This window comes from Pseudoalteromonas sp. S1610 (assembly GCF_005887465.1).
In the GTDB taxonomy this organism is placed as follows: Bacteria; Pseudomonadota; Gammaproteobacteria; order Enterobacterales; family Alteromonadaceae; genus Pseudoalteromonas; species Pseudoalteromonas undina.
On sequence record NZ_PNDI01000054.1, the window covers coordinates 1 to 14,268 of the forward strand.

14 protein-coding genes and 1 pseudogene are annotated in these 14,268 nt (G+C 39.6%); 5 read left to right on the top strand and 10 right to left on the bottom strand.

All coding sequences use genetic code 11. The features are described from left to right. Positions 1 to 299: 299 nt before the first annotated feature. Positions 300 to 716: pseudogene (locus tag CWB77_RS15580) on the top strand (hypothetical protein); the annotation flags it as partial. Between the two features lie 8 nt (positions 717 to 724). On the opposite strand, the gene CWB77_RS15585 reads toward CWB77_RS15580, so the two are convergent. The 5 genes from CWB77_RS15585 to glnA form a co-directional block, all read right to left on the bottom strand. Beyond that, positions 725 to 1,183, bottom strand: a complete 459-nt coding sequence (locus CWB77_RS15585) for a Crp/Fnr family transcriptional regulator (protein WP_008108381.1) — start codon at positions 1,181 to 1,183, stop codon at positions 725 to 727. A 31-nt stretch (positions 1,184 to 1,214) separates the two neighbouring features. Further along, positions 1,215 to 2,600, bottom strand: a complete 1,386-nt coding sequence (gene ntrC, locus CWB77_RS15590; RefSeq protein ID WP_010391999.1) for a nitrogen regulation protein NR(I) — start codon at positions 2,598 to 2,600, stop codon at positions 1,215 to 1,217. A gap of 15 nt (positions 2,601 to 2,615) precedes the next feature. After that, the gene (glnL, locus tag CWB77_RS15595; RefSeq protein WP_008108383.1) at positions 2,616 to 3,686 is read right to left on the bottom strand and encodes a nitrogen regulation protein NR(II); all 1,071 of its coding nucleotides are present in this window, start codon (positions 3,684 to 3,686) and stop codon (positions 2,616 to 2,618) included. An 81-nt stretch (positions 3,687 to 3,767) separates the two neighbouring features. Next, positions 3,768 to 4,289: a DUF4124 domain-containing protein gene (locus tag CWB77_RS15600; RefSeq protein ID WP_138595574.1), complete on the bottom strand. Its 522-nt coding sequence runs from the start codon at positions 4,287 to 4,289 to the stop codon at positions 3,768 to 3,770. Positions 4,290 to 4,403: 114 nt separating this feature from the next. Continuing rightward, entirely contained in the window at positions 4,404 to 5,810 is a 1,407-nt protein-coding gene (glnA, locus tag CWB77_RS15605; protein ID WP_010392004.1) for a glutamate--ammonia ligase, read from the bottom strand. 508 nt (positions 5,811 to 6,318) lie between these two features. On the opposite strand from glnA, the gene typA reads away from it, so the two are divergent. Together typA and CWB77_RS15615 are read left to right on the top strand one after the other, a co-directional pair. Beyond that, positions 6,319 to 8,142, top strand: a complete 1,824-nt coding sequence (gene typA / locus CWB77_RS15610) for a translational GTPase TypA (protein ID WP_010392008.1) — start codon at positions 6,319 to 6,321, stop codon at positions 8,140 to 8,142. Between the two features lie 366 nt (positions 8,143 to 8,508). Next, complete coding sequence (locus CWB77_RS15615; RefSeq protein ID WP_010392011.1) at positions 8,509 to 8,787, top strand: hypothetical protein; 279 nt, start codon at positions 8,509 to 8,511, stop codon at positions 8,785 to 8,787. Positions 8,788 to 8,859: 72 nt separating this feature from the next. On the opposite strand, the gene CWB77_RS15620 is transcribed toward CWB77_RS15615, so the two are convergent. The 4 genes from CWB77_RS15620 to CWB77_RS15635 all read right to left on the bottom strand — a co-directional run bounded on the left by CWB77_RS15620 (position 8,860) and on the right by CWB77_RS15635 (position 12,046). After that, positions 8,860 to 9,588, bottom strand: a complete 729-nt coding sequence (locus tag CWB77_RS15620; protein ID WP_138623524.1) for a CBM9 family sugar-binding protein — start codon at positions 9,586 to 9,588, stop codon at positions 8,860 to 8,862. Positions 9,589 to 9,665: 77 nt separating this feature from the next. Next, complete coding sequence (locus CWB77_RS15625; RefSeq protein WP_010392015.1) at positions 9,666 to 10,091, bottom strand: BLUF domain-containing protein; 426 nt, start codon at positions 10,089 to 10,091, stop codon at positions 9,666 to 9,668. A gap of 73 nt (positions 10,092 to 10,164) precedes the next feature. Further along, positions 10,165 to 11,256 carry an MBL fold metallo-hydrolase gene (locus tag CWB77_RS15630; protein ID WP_138623525.1) on the bottom strand — a complete coding sequence of 364 codons (1,092 nt, stop codon included), beginning with the start codon at positions 11,254 to 11,256 and terminating at the stop codon, positions 10,165 to 10,167. A gap of 133 nt (positions 11,257 to 11,389) precedes the next feature. Beyond that, positions 11,390 to 12,046 (bottom strand): DUF2959 domain-containing protein, encoded by a 657-nt coding sequence (locus tag CWB77_RS15635; RefSeq protein ID WP_109875678.1) that lies wholly within the window; start codon positions 12,044 to 12,046, stop codon positions 11,390 to 11,392. A gap of 86 nt (positions 12,047 to 12,132) precedes the next feature. On the opposite strand from CWB77_RS15635, the gene CWB77_RS15640 reads away from it, so the two are divergent. Further along, a complete protein-coding gene (locus CWB77_RS15640) occupies positions 12,133 to 12,996 on the top strand; it encodes a virulence factor BrkB family protein (RefSeq protein ID WP_138623527.1) in 864 nt (287 codons plus the stop codon). Between the two features lie 18 nt (positions 12,997 to 13,014). Continuing rightward, entirely contained in the window at positions 13,015 to 13,452 is a 438-nt protein-coding gene (gene dtd / locus CWB77_RS15645) for a D-aminoacyl-tRNA deacylase (RefSeq protein WP_010392023.1), read from the top strand. Here the strand turns inward: dtd and CWB77_RS15650 are convergent. Next, positions 13,449 to 14,195 carry a spermidine synthase gene (locus CWB77_RS15650; protein ID WP_138623529.1) on the bottom strand — a complete coding sequence of 249 codons (747 nt, stop codon included), beginning with the start codon at positions 14,193 to 14,195 and terminating at the stop codon, positions 13,449 to 13,451. The two genes, dtd and CWB77_RS15650, sit on opposite strands and share 4 nt — an antisense overlap. Positions 14,196 to 14,268: the final 73 nt, after the last annotated feature.

Below are 14,268 nucleotides of genomic sequence, written 5' to 3' on the forward strand. Positions count from 1 at the left end.
ATACATAGGATTTCGATTATTATTGAGCGCCTATAAAGCCAAGGGTCTGTTGATCTTTGCGGATTAAAATTTGTTCAAACTAGGGGCGATTTAATCGCGGCGCGAGGTTTGTAACCTAGTGGGCTAAGTCAAAACCGAGGAACAAAGAGTAAATTGCCCCTAGGAAGAACCCGAAGGGCAGCGCCTGTTTGGTATTAATGCGGCGTTATCGCCTACTTATGGGGAATAACCACACTACATAGGCTCTGCCTTGCCTATATACCAAACAGGCTGCTGCAAATTTAACCTTGAAAGGTTAACAGACCCTAAGTTATCAACCCGAAATTAGCTACACCACACGCGCAAATCACTTTTATGGTGATGGTAATATTGGTTTTTATCTAAAAAATACTAATGCGGATGACGCTTTTACCATGCCTTCTCGGTTGCGAACAACCCAGTGCGAAAAAGGTGAGTTTAATGACCTAGCCGTAACCTTTACTGATCAACATGCTGAGTTCACATTAATCAGCGGCGCAAAAGTCACATTGAAATGGGAATATTTATACGGCTATTTGGTTATTTACTACAGCAATTATTCACAAACCTACACTCATTCACAGCCATTGGTTGAGACACCTTTTGGTGATAAACCATCAGACACATATACCATAACAGCTCATGTAAATAAGCCAGGCTGGCTTAATTGCTCAATGCAGGTTGTTTATATGGATTAAGTTAACTGTTAACCATGCTCTTCTATATGCTCCGAGAGTTTTGCAATGCGCAGGCTCATACCTTCAATAATACGGTCTTTAATTTTTTCACGTATAACATTAGGTAGGCGGGTAAGGGCATCGGCAGTAATAGCCAGTACTATAGCGCTTTCCTTAGCGCGTGCATTAATACTGCGCTCTCGGTTATTAATAAATGCACCTTCACCAATAAATTCACCAGGCTCTATACTGCCCAGTTCCAGTAAGTGATTGTGCTTAAACACCATTAAAGATCCACTGAGCACAATAAACAGTCGCTTGTCATTATCAAATTCTTTAAATAAAAACTGGTTTTTATTTATCAAATAGAGCAAACCAAACGACTCAAGCAGAATTTGGCGCTCATTAAGTGTGAATTCTTTAAAAAAATCTAAGCGATTTATAATCTCCATTTGCTTAAACAAAGGGATGTTCTCAATTAACTTCATTAATAACCTAGGACGCTAGCCTTATAAAATATCAGCTAATATTGCGCTCTTTTAATTTTCGGGTCAACGTATTGCGACCCCAGCCAATTTTTACTGCGGCTTCTTGTTTATGGCCAGAACAATTAGCGAGTGCTGTTTTTATTAAGCGGGTTTCTAGCTGGGCTTGAATATCAGGCCAAATATTTTCTTTACCTTGTTTAAACTCTTGATTAAGCCACTGCTGAAATGAATCTAGCCAATCGCCTTCTTGGGTTGCGGCGGCATTATCAATAATTTCAGGAGGTAAATCTTGCTCACCAATCAGCTCTCCAGGCGCCATAACGGTTAACCAGCGGCAGGTGTTTTCAAGTTGACGAACATTCCCTGGCCAATTAAATAAACACAGTTGTTTAATTGCTTTAGGGCTTAATACTTTACTATCTACTTGCAGGTCTTTTGCACTTTTATGTAAAAAGTGTAGCGCTAAGCGCTCTATATCTTCAGGGCGCTCGCGTAAGGCAGGTAAACGTAGGCGAACCACGTTTAAACGATGAAATAAATCATCTCTAAACTTACCTTGTTTTACCAGCTCTTCTAAATTTTGATGGGTGGCAGCAATAATGCGTACATCTACTTTTATACTTTGATGACCCCCCACGCGATAAAATTCGCCATCGGCTAATACGCGCAATAAGCGGGTTTGTACATCCAGTGGCATATCACCGATTTCATCCAAAAATAAGGTACCGCCATTCGCTTGTTCAAAGCGACCTTTACGCACGCTATCTGCCCCTGTAAAAGCGCCTTTTTCGTGGCCAAACAGTTCAGATTCAACTAATTCTTTAGGGATAGCGGCCATATTAAGGGCAATAAATTGGTTTTCTTTCCGCGGGCTATGGTTATGCAGAGCGCTGGCAACCAGCTCTTTACCAGTACCTGACTCACCATTGATCAGTACGCTCATACTCGATGCTGAGAGTTTACCTATGGCACGAAACACTTCCTGCATAGCAGGGGCCTCACCAATAATATGGGCGCTTTTGGGGGGCGCGCTTTTACGTTTGGTTTTTTTAGTTGAATTAGCTCGATAAGCACTTTCCACCAGTGCAACCGCTTCATTTAAATCAAATGGCTTGGCCAAATACTCAAATGCGCCTTTTTGGAATGCATTAACGGCTGAATCAAGGTCTGAGTGGGCGGTCATAATGATCACAGGTAGCCCCGGCGTTTGCTCTGCTATTAGCTCAAGTAACGCCATACCGTCCATACCAGGCATTCGCACATCGGAAATCAACACGCTAGGTTGACTAAATTTTAGCGCGTTAAGTACGTTTTGTGCATCTGCAAAACTTTCTACTTCAAACCCTGCGCGAGTCAGTGCTTTTTCTAGTACAAAGCGAATTGAGGCATCATCATCTACAAGCCAAGCTGTTTTCATGCAAACTCCAAAGTATTAATCTGTAAACGGCAGATAAATATTAAATTCAGTATGTCCCGGCCAACTATCACATTCGATATAGCCATCATGTTGATCAATCAAGGTTTGCGCTATAGATAATCCAAGTCCCGAGCCACCTTCTTTATTGGTGGTCATAGGGTAAAATAAGGTGTCGCGTAAATTGGCATCAATACCCGGGCCGTTATCCATTACTTGAATAAGGAGTGCCTTTTTAGGGGCTTTGCCAGGACGACGATGCTGGTAATTAATCCGCGTTTTTATTTTTATTTCGCCACCATCTACCAATGCTTGTTGTGCATTACGCACAATATTTAGCACTACCTGTTGAACTTTGCTCTGATCAATATAAACATCAGGAATACTCGGATCGTAGTCTTTAACTAACCGAATATCGCGGTTGTTATCTAAGGTACTGAGTTTTACAACCGACTCTAATGTTTGATGTATATTGCCATACGATTTTTGCGGCAGCTGATTAGGCCCAAGGAGCCTATCAACTAATTCACGCAATCGATCGGCTTGTTCAATTATCAGTTCTGCACATTGATCTCTTTCTTGCTGATCACCTTCATACTGCAATAATTGCGCCGCCCCGCGAATTCCACCCAGTGGGTTTTTAATTTCATGGGCTAAACCGCGAATTAAGTTGCGTGCAGCTTGGTATTGATGCATTTGATTTGAGACTTGATCGTGCTTTATTTCGTCATCAGTTTGTCGACATTCAAATAAAATATAAAAGGTATCGTTATGCTTTATTCGTCGTGTGCTGACCGCTAACTTTGCATGGCGAGAATCGATAAACACCACGTCAGCTCTATGCTGGTGGCAGTCTACACCATCAACCAATGAATACTGTGCAATACGTTTTAAGTCGATAGAGTGGTAATTAAATAAATCATCGAACGCTTGTCCTAGTAAGCGCTTTTCGCCTAAACCAAGTAATTCACTGGCACTGGTGTTGGCATAAATGAGCGTAAAGCTTTCATCAAGTAACATTAGGGCGGTGGTTTGGTTTTGCCAAATTATATTTAGTAGCTCTGGGCTAAAATGTGTTTTGTTTATCATTATTGCACCATTTTAGTGCGCCTGGGGAGGTAGGCAAGGTTTTTAGTAAAATATACGCTAATTGTACGTACTTAACTGCAATTACCGACCTATATTAAGGCCTTTGCGATGCATAAAAAATACACTCTCAGGGCTAGTTGCAATTACTTGGTTTTGTTTATTATAAAGTTTAACTTGTAGTGTGTGTTGCCCGCGCTCTACATCTCTTAACGCCAGCGTAGTGGTGTCACTAGGTTCACCAATGGCAACGCCATTTAAAAATAAACCAATGGTAAATCCAGCTTCAAACCGAGGCGCAATCTGAGTTGAAACATATACAGAGCCGGTGTTTTCTCTTATAGTTTGGTTGGGCTCTGGCGAAGTAATACTAATTTTAAACTTTACCGCTGTTTTAGTTGGTGAAGTATCAAGTATGTCAGTATTAGTTGCAGGCATGTTTAAGTGTTGGCTAGTGAGTTTAACCTCTTTAGCACCAGGTTGAGGGGTATCTGAAAAAACCAGTACACCGTTTTTGTCTTTCCATGCGTAAATTTTTTTATTATTTGCATGGCTATTAAGGCTTATCATTAAAGCTATTAATAGCAACAAAACCTTACCTATCATCCTGCTAACCTGCATTGTTTAAACTTATTTCACTTTAGTGTAGAACCGTTAAATTTACCATAAAAAAAGCCCGCAGAGCGGGCTTAAAACACACATTATTTATCGGTTAATAAATTAACAGCTGTAGTACATTTCAAACTCAACTGGGTGAGTTGTCATGTTAAGTTTTTCAACTTCTTTTGACTTAAGTGCAATGTAAGCATCAATTAGGTCATTAGTGAATACGCCACCTTGGTTTAAGAACTCACGATCTGCATCTAATGCCGCTAGTGCTTCATCTAATGAGGCTGCCACTGTTGGAATTTCTGCTGCTTCTTCAGCTGGTAAGTCGTATAAATCCTTATCCATAGCATCGCCAGGGTGAATTTTGTTTTTAATTCCGTCAAGGCCAGCCATAAGCATTGCTGAGAATGCAAGATATGGGTTAGCAGTTGGATCTGGGAAGCGCACTTCAATACGACGACCTTTTGCAGATGGAACCACTGGAATACGAATTGATGCTGAACGGTTACGTGCAGAGTATGCAAGCATTACCGGTGCTTCAAAGCCAGGTACTAAACGTTTGTACGAGTTAGTTGACGCGTTAGCAAAAGCGTTGATTGCTTTAGCATGTTTGATGATACCACCAATGTAGTAAAGCGCGTCTTCAGAAAGACCGCCGTACTTATCACCTGCGAATAAGTTTACGCCGTCTTTAGCTAAAGACTGGTGACAGTGCATACCTGAACCGTTATCGCCAACAACAGGCTTAGGCATAAAGGTTGCTGTCTTTCCGTATAAATGAGCCATGTTGTGAATAACATATTTCATTTCTTGGATTTCGTCTGCTTTTAAAACCATAGTGTTAAAACGAGTTGCGATTTCATTCTGACCGGCAGTCGCCACTTCGTGGTGATGTGCTTCAACAACTTGGCCTAGCTCTTCAAGAACTAAACAAGTTGCAGAACGCCAATCTTGGAAATCATCAACAGGTGCAACCGGGAAGTAACCGCCTTTAACACCTGGACGGTGGCCTGTATTGCCATCTGCATATTCTTTATCTGAGTTCCAAGCTGCTTGCTTAGAATCAATTTTATACATTGAGCCTGACATGTCAGACTTGTATTTAACATCGTCAAATACGAAAAACTCTGGCTCAGGACCAAATAAAACTGTGTCAGCAATACCAGTAGAGCGCATGTACTCTTCAGCGCGTTTAGCTACTGAGCGCGGGTCGCGCTCATAACCTTGTAATGTAGAAGGCTCAACCACGTCACAACGAACGATTAGCGTTGTTTCTTCTGTGAAAGGGTCAAGCTTAATTGAATCTGCGTCAGGTAATAACACCATGTCTGATTCATTAATGCCTTTCCAGCCAGCAATTGAAGAACCGTCGAACATTTTTCCATCTTCAAAAAAGTCTTCATCAACTTGATGATGAGGAATAGAAACATGTTGCTCTTTACCTTTTGTGTCAGTAAAGCGTAAATCAATGAACTTAACGTCATTTTCTTTAATAAAATCTAAAACCGATTGTGACATGTGTCCTCCAACTATTGGGTTTTATTATTGCTGCTTAGATACTTTAAATACTAACAAGCTGATTTTATGCCACTATTATAATCTATTGTTTTTTATGTAAAAATATATAAACAACATAAAGGTGATATAGATTAAGCACTATTTTGGTGCGTAATAATTCCAAAAAGGTGCAACATTTACAGAGTCATAATTGCTTGCAAATTAATCACCTTAGACTAACACAAAGAAAATGCAAAATACGCAGTAAAGTCGCTTTAAATTAACTCAAAACCACCTTTTGAGATAAATTTATAAAAATTAATCATCAAAATTAATTATTTTAAAACAAAGGGTTAATTATTTTATTGCGAAAGTTTGAAATTTTATTTTGGATAAACTTTCATCCATTCCATTTATAGGGGATAATATGCGCCCTTTTAAATCCTATGCTGGGACATCTCGTGAAAGCGCAGGTGAGTACGTATAGCCCCCTGCAGGATCAATGAGATCAATTTCTCTGAGTGAACATATGAGTATCGAAAAGTTAAGAAATATAGCAATTATCGCCCACGTTGACCACGGTAAAACAACACTGGTTGATAAACTACTTGAGCAATCAGGTACATTAGAAACACGCGGCGGTAATGAAGAGCGCGTGATGGATTCAAACGACATTGAAAAAGAACGTGGTATTACCATTTTAGCGAAAAACACCGCTATATCTTGGAATGATTACCATATCAATATCGTAGATACTCCTGGACACGCCGACTTCGGTGGTGAAGTTGAACGCGTACTTTCGATGGCTGACTCAGTACTACTACTTGTTGACGCTCAAGAAGGCCCAATGCCACAAACGCGTTTCGTAACGCAAAAGGCATTCGCGCAAGGCTTAAAGCCAATCGTTGTTATCAATAAAATTGATAAGCCAGGTGCTCGCCCTGATTGGGTTATGGATCAAATCTTTGATTTATTCGACAACCTAGGCGCAACTGATGAGCAGTTAGATTTTAAAGTAATCTACGCATCAGCAATCAATGGTTGGGCTACATTAGATTTAGACGAAGCATCAGATAACATGGAACCTATGTTCAAGATGATCGTTGACGAAGTATCACCACCGGATGCAGATCCTGAAGGTGACTTCCAAATGCAGATTTCACAGCTTGATTACAACTCTTATAAGGGTGTAATTGGTATTGGTCGTATTAAACGTGGTTCTGTTGCACCTAACCAACAAGTTACGGTTATCAGTGCAGACGGCACAACTCGTAACGGTAAGATTGGTTCAGTACAAAGCTACTTAGGCCTTGAACGTATTGAAACTGATAAAGCTTACGCTGGTAACATCGTAACAGTAACAGGTTTAGGCGAGCTTAAGATTTCAGATACGCTTTGTTGTCCTAACAACGTTGAAGCATTACCACCACTAAGTGTTGATGAGCCAACAGTAACAATGACGTTCTCTGTAAACAACTCTCCTTTCTGTGGTAAAGAAGGTAAGTTTGTAACATCACGTAATATTCGTGAGCGTTTAGACAAAGAATTAGTACATAACGTAGCACTTCGTGTTGCTGATACAGATAACCCAGATAGCTTCCGTGTATCAGGTCGTGGTGAATTACACCTAGGTATCTTAATCGAGAACATGCGTCGTGAAGGTTACGAGCTTGCTGTTTCTCGTCCAGAAGTAATCTTACGTACTGTTGATGGTGTGTTAGAAGAACCGTATGAAACACTAACTATTGACTGTGAAGAAGAGCACCAAGGTTCTATCATGGAGCAAATTGGTCTTCGTAAGGGTGAACTTACTGACATGGCACCAGATGGTAAAGGCCGTATGCGTATGGACTTTATGATCCCAAGCCGTGGCTTAATCGGTTTCCAAACTGAGTTCATGACATTAACGTCGGGTTCTGGTTTACTTTACCATACATTCGATCACTACGGTCCGCACAAAGGTGGCGAGCTAGGTGTTCGTAAGAACGGTGTAATGATTGCAAACGCAACAGGTAAAGCACTTACTAACGCACTATTTAACTTACAAGAGCGCGGCCGTTTATTTATCGGTCACGGTGTTGAAGTTTATGAAGGTATGGTTATTGGTATTCATAGCCGTGATAACGACCTTACAGTTAACGCACTTAAAGGTAAGCAACTTACTAACGTTCGTGCATCTGGTACAGATGAAGCACAAACACTAACACCAGCACTTAACTATTCACTTGAGCAAGCGCTTGAGTTTATTGCTGATGATGAGTTAGTAGAAGTAACACCTGAGAACATTCGTATTCGTAAGCGTCATTTAACTGAAAATGAGCGTAAACGTGCGGGTCGTGCTCCTAAGTCATAATCTATTAATTTAGAACAATGATTTTAAAAGCCGCTGTATTGAAAGATACAGCGGCTTTTTTGTTTTTAAAGTAAGAGAAGCTTTAGCTTTTATGTAGTCAGGATAAACAAGATAAAACAAACTAGATAAAGTTAGCTCCAAAAATATCAGGCAATTATTTCTCTTTGAAAAGAGTGCGCTTTTTTACCGCTTAGTAACTAACTCACTTAAAAAATAGTAATAACTATAAATAATACTCAGTATGTTCAGGTTAATATTGGTGTCCACAGATTGAACAATCCGATCTAATACAATTACTTACACTATCTTGTAGAGCAAGTTGTTAAAGTAATAATGTTTTTTAAACTCATACAAATTAAGGGAATAATGTTGGTTAAAGTAATACTTATTGTGATAACTGTACTTTTATCTGGTTGTACTTCGTCACAAGCCATGAGCTCTGGGTGTGATTTTGTTACAGGGGCTGCGAACAGTAATGAACGTCATAAGCCTGCTGGTGATCTTAATAGTAATAAAAAAAATCAAAAAGTAAACGTGATTAATGGGCTTTTGAATATGTTAATTGGCCCAATCGGTCGCTCTCTCAATGATGATGAATGCAGTAGTAAAGAGCAAGAGTATGTATACCCAAATAACAGCTTATAAAATAGACGTTTTGCTTTTTAATGTTTCCGTTATGTTGGGTTTCGCTTTGCTCAACCCAACCTATGGTTTCAATTATCTTATTGGTAGTAGAGTGATTTTTCCAAACACATCAGCATCTATATAGCCAAGGTTGCGACTGCCGTTAACAGGCTGTACTTCATGTGAACCCATGAAGTGCTCACGAACTTTACTGCCGTCGTTATCGCAATAGGCGAGCATAAAACCAATAACTTGTTTTTCAGTTAATTTAAGTGGTGTATTTTGCGCGCCTTGTTGGAAATTATTTGGGTAGAGTTTTATCGCCACTTCCCACGTGATGTTATAGGGCGCAATGGTATTGCGTTTCCAGTTACTAACTAAGTGGTCGGTATATAAATGCGCTTTTTTATCAGGCCCATAATCGGCAGCTTGGTTATCAAGGCCAATATGATAAGCAAATGCTGTATGGTTAAATTGGTGATTACCGCCAGATGCGTCACTATCTATAAACACTTCTAAGGCATCATCGTCCCAGTATTTATCCGTTGGATCTGGGTGAGTATCAATAAGCATATCATCACTAATGTCTGCTTGTAAATACAAGTAGTTTTCATCCCACAAAAGACGATAGCGACCTTTAAAATCCTTGTCTGAGTCTGGTAGGGTGCCGTCCATTAAGTATGGCATATTATGCCAAGTGGCTTTGTCCCATGCACTTTCAGAAACCCCATCAATAGTAATAGCTGTTGGTGTATGACTAACGTCAATAGCCATGATTGGCTGGGTAAAAAGTAAGCTAAAAGCGAGTAGTGTTTTTTTCATTAATCATCTCATCAATTAAGGATGATTTAGCTTGGCTTAAATAGCAATCAAAAACAATCTCGTAGTCTATTTTTATACTAACTGATTGTGCCTGCTATGCTGTCTTTTAATGCGAGCATTAATAAATGCGCACTTTCTCCAGACATTTTAAAAGGATTAAAATCAATGGAGCCTGAAAACTTGAGATTCAGTGATTCGGTTAGCTTAGATTGCGGTACATAGCCCATTGACCATTTTTCAAACTCTCTTTCAGGAATTTGGGTATAGTTGAGCATAATTACATTGTGGTGACGTTTATCGTTTAATATTTGTTGGTAGGTATTATTTACAGCCGTTCTAGAGCCTTCCAGGCATTGTAAAAAGTAATCATTACTAAAACATAACATGCCGGTGACGTTTGTTTTTACATTATAGGTTCGAGCGCTTTGTAAAATATTTTCTATATCTTTAGGCCCAAAACCACTACTAATTTTGCTGGCGTAAATAAGTCGTACAAGAAACATAAAACCTCCTCACTGTTTAGTTAATTAAACATAGTTCAGCAGAGAAGTTATTACTAATTTTGTAAATGACTGATTAAAGTTTAATACTCTCACCTTCATTTAAAATATGCAGGGGTATTTTCGAGTCCATCTTTTTGTGCATATACAATAAACGCAGTAAAGCTGAATGACTCGTGCGATCGCCCATTTTCCATGATGAGTTACCGTATCCCCAAGGTATCATTATTTTACAGTTTAGCTCTTGTGCTGCTGTTAGAGCGTCTTCTGGGGTTGTATGAACGTAACGATACCATTTAGGGTTATCTTCGCTATAGTAAGACGCTATCGGCATTAAGCACACATCAATATCGCCATATTTTTTCTGTATATCGCTGAAGTGTTTTGAGTAGCCAGTGTCGCCTGCAAAAAATAAGGTGCTGCCATTTTGTTCAAGTAGCCAGCCATTCCATAGGTCTTTATCGTTGTCTTCATAAATAAAGGGTACTAAAACACGGCTGCTAAAGTGATGAGCAGGCAAGGCATGGATAGCTAAATCGCCAATATTTGTTTTTGCATACCACGCCATTTCACTAATATTAAACCCGCCTGTAGGGAAGTTGTCGGCCATGCCTAGTGGTGTTAAGTAGCGGGGTTTATTACCGATCTCTTCTATATCTGCTTTATTAAAGTGATCGTAATGAATATGCGAGTACATCACAGCGTCTAAGTTTTTCAGTTCACTATATGTGAGCCAATCGCCGGGCTGTCGGTAAAACCCAGAGGCTAGTCTAAATGCTAAATCTACAGGTGAGTCAAACTGCTCTTTTACAGGATCAAGTAACACTTGCTGTCCGTTAGGCGTGCGGATCATAAACCCAGCATGCCCCAGCCAGCGTAAGCTAAAGCCTGTATTTAAATTCATAGGCTGTTGCTCACCAATAAATTGGCAGTTTTCGCTGTCTTTTTCGCATTGTAATTTAGGGCTAGTTGGGTAGCAGTTGCTTTTACAGGTAGTCGGGTAAGTTTTTTTACCCGGGTAGAGATTATGAAACCGTCCTTCTCGCTCGCCATTTTGATGTAGCGGGGTAATGGTTTGCTTCCCTGCAATAACTTCAACATGGTTAGCTGTTTGGCAGGCGCTTAGCATTGTGCATGCAAGTATTAGGGTAATGGCTTTGAACTTCATTTTACTGTTCTAATTATTATTATTTTGTAAAAGTATAACAACAACAGCTGATTATCGAAGAGCTTAAAGGTAACAAAAAGTAACAATAAAAAAGCCTACAATTTAGTAGGCTTAGTAAACGAGTTTATAGTAATTAGCCTGTGGTATTCATTTGCTCAATAAATTTATTTGAGTCTTCAATCGACTTATTCATGTCATTCATGAGTAACTGAATATCACGCTTTAAGTTAGTAAACTCGCCTTTTATAGCGGCTACCGCTTGTGCGTTTAAGTTATGTTTTAAGTAAAGCACGTTATCTTGTAAAGACGATAATACTGGCTCCATTTTGCTCTCAGCGCTGCGCATTGAGCGAAGTAATTGGCTAAACTGGCGCTGAGTTGCAGCTAGTTTTTTACTGCTTTGACGCTTAAGTGAGGCGCTTTTGTATTGCTCTAGCTCATCGCTCCACTCATCAAACAAGGCATCGGCAACATCTTCTACTTTATTTATGTTATTTGATACTTCGTTTGCCGCCGCTAAGCTCGACTCGTAATCGTCATTAAGTTGATTGTAAGCATCTTGCAACTCACCGCCATCGAAATTAATTAAGGTAGTTAGGCGCTCGAGTGCTGATTGAAATTCTTCTTGCGACTCTTGTTGTGAGTCTTTCGTTTCTTCAACGCGATCAATAAGAATGTCACGTTTATGTACACCTACTTTTTCCATTGCCGAATAATAAGCCGACTGACAACCTGAAAGCATCAGCATTAACGAGAGTATGGCTGTCCCTAATAATGTTTGTTTTTTCATCTGAATTCCTATTTACGAGTGTTAATGCTGTAAATTATGGCCTTGATTGTTATTATAATCAAAAGCCCACCAACAAAGTTAATTGTATGAATGATAAGCTCTCCCATTATAAACAGCAAGTTAAGGTGTTTCTAAAACAGCAACCAGGCTGGTGGATGCAATATTTCAATCGCTGTATAGACGATCAAATAACCATTAATGCAGGGTATTTAGCATACGTTACCTTGTTGTCGTTGGTTCCGTTGATAGCGGTGGGGGTGGCAATCTTCTCTGCTTTTCCGGGGTTTGAATCGACCCGTTTAGCCATTGAAAGTTTTTTATTTACTAACTTTGTGCCGACTTCTTCCGATGTTATTAAAGAACATATTAGCTCGTTTGCTGGTAATGCTAATCAAATGACGGCGGTAGGTATTGGCTTTTTGGCAGCCATTGCCTTGCTACTTATTCGTAATGTAGATGCCACGCTAAACCGTATTTGGCGAGTAAAGAAAAAACGCCCAATGATGATATCCTTTGCTGTATATTGGATGGTACTGAGTTTGGGACCTGTATTACTGGGGGCGAGTATTGGTGTCACCTCTTATATTGTGTCGTTAGTGTCGTTCGCTGATCAGGGGATCCCTGGGTTTAGTGGTTTTTTATTAAAACTACTCCCTTATGCTATTTCTATGGCAGGTTTTATTATGCTGTATACCTTAGTGCCGAATACGCGGGTTTCATTTAGGGCTGCTATTCCAGGTGCACTGTTTGCTGCAATGTTATTTGAGTTAACCAAAAAAGGCTTTGCTTTGTACATTAGCCATTTTCCATCATACGAAGTGATTTATGGTGCGGTAGCAACCATTCCTATTTTGTTTGTATGGGTATACTTGTCGTGGGTAGTAGTGCTACTAGGTGCTGAATTTACTGTGTGTATTAACATGCAACATTACAATAAAAAAGAGCAATGAGCAGAGGATAGTGAATAAATGCAAGGACTAATTCAACGGGTAACACACGCCAACGTAGCAATAGAAAAACAGATTGTTGGTGAAATAAAACAAGGTATTGTATTACTGCTTGGTGTTGAAAAAGAAGACGATGAGCGTGTTGCTGATAAACTATTACACAAGGTCAGTAATTATCGAATTTTTAGTGATGAAAATGATAAAATGAACCTCAGTCTCAAAGATATACAAGGCGAACTATTAGTCATATCGCAATTTACACTTGCAGCTAATACCAAAAAAGGCATGCGTCCTAGTTTTTCATCGGCAGCCACACCAGACCAAGCGCAAGCATTATATAATTACTTTGTTGAGCAGGCTAAATTACTCGGTATTAAGGTAGCGACCGGTGTATTTGCAGCCGATATGCAGGTTAGTTTATGTAACGACGGTCCGGTTACCTTTAACTTAACCGCTTAAAGTGTTTTTTCAACAACCACAATGTGATTCACAAATCCGGTGATCTTTTTAATACTAACGGCTTCCCCAAACACGCGCTTAAGCACAAGTTGTAGCTGTGTAAGCTGGGAGGTATGTTGCGATAAAAAGTTAATAAATAAGATGCCCCGCTGAGCAAGCGCCTCATAAATTGTTTGATAAAAACATAAATCAAATAAGAATCTAGGGGCGTCTAGTTCACTAAATAAATCTAAAATAATCCAATCTATATTCACCGCTGACTTTAAAACTGTTTGTGCGTCTTCACAGTAAATTTGGCCCTGTTCATTAAGGGCAAAAAAATCTTGATAACAGTCAATTATATGAGGGTTTTTTTCTACTGAAGTTAGCTGCGCTTGAGGGTACAGTTTTAATAAGTAGTTACGTATAGCACCACCACCTAAACCGAGCTCAAGTATTTTTTTAGGCGCTAGTCGTTGCTGCCAAATCGTTGCTAAATAGGCAAGGTGAGGAAACAGTAATACTTGTGGACTCCGGGTTAAAATAACTGATTGCAAGGTATTGTTAATAAGTAGCCAGCGCAGCTGTTGATGCTCTCGAACTTGTATATTTATGCCATGTTGATTATGCCAATAAAGTAACTGGCCTAGCGATGAACTATGCTCAATAAAGTGCCTGCTGATCAGGCCACTGCTACCATGGATATATTTATTCATGGTATTGAGCATAAACCAGCAGGGGTAAAGCGCAATCGATTTTGTCATTAATTTTTTACAGTCATTTATAGGAAACCAAAGTCGTATTTGCAGTTTTACCCAGATCGAGTATGGTGTTTTT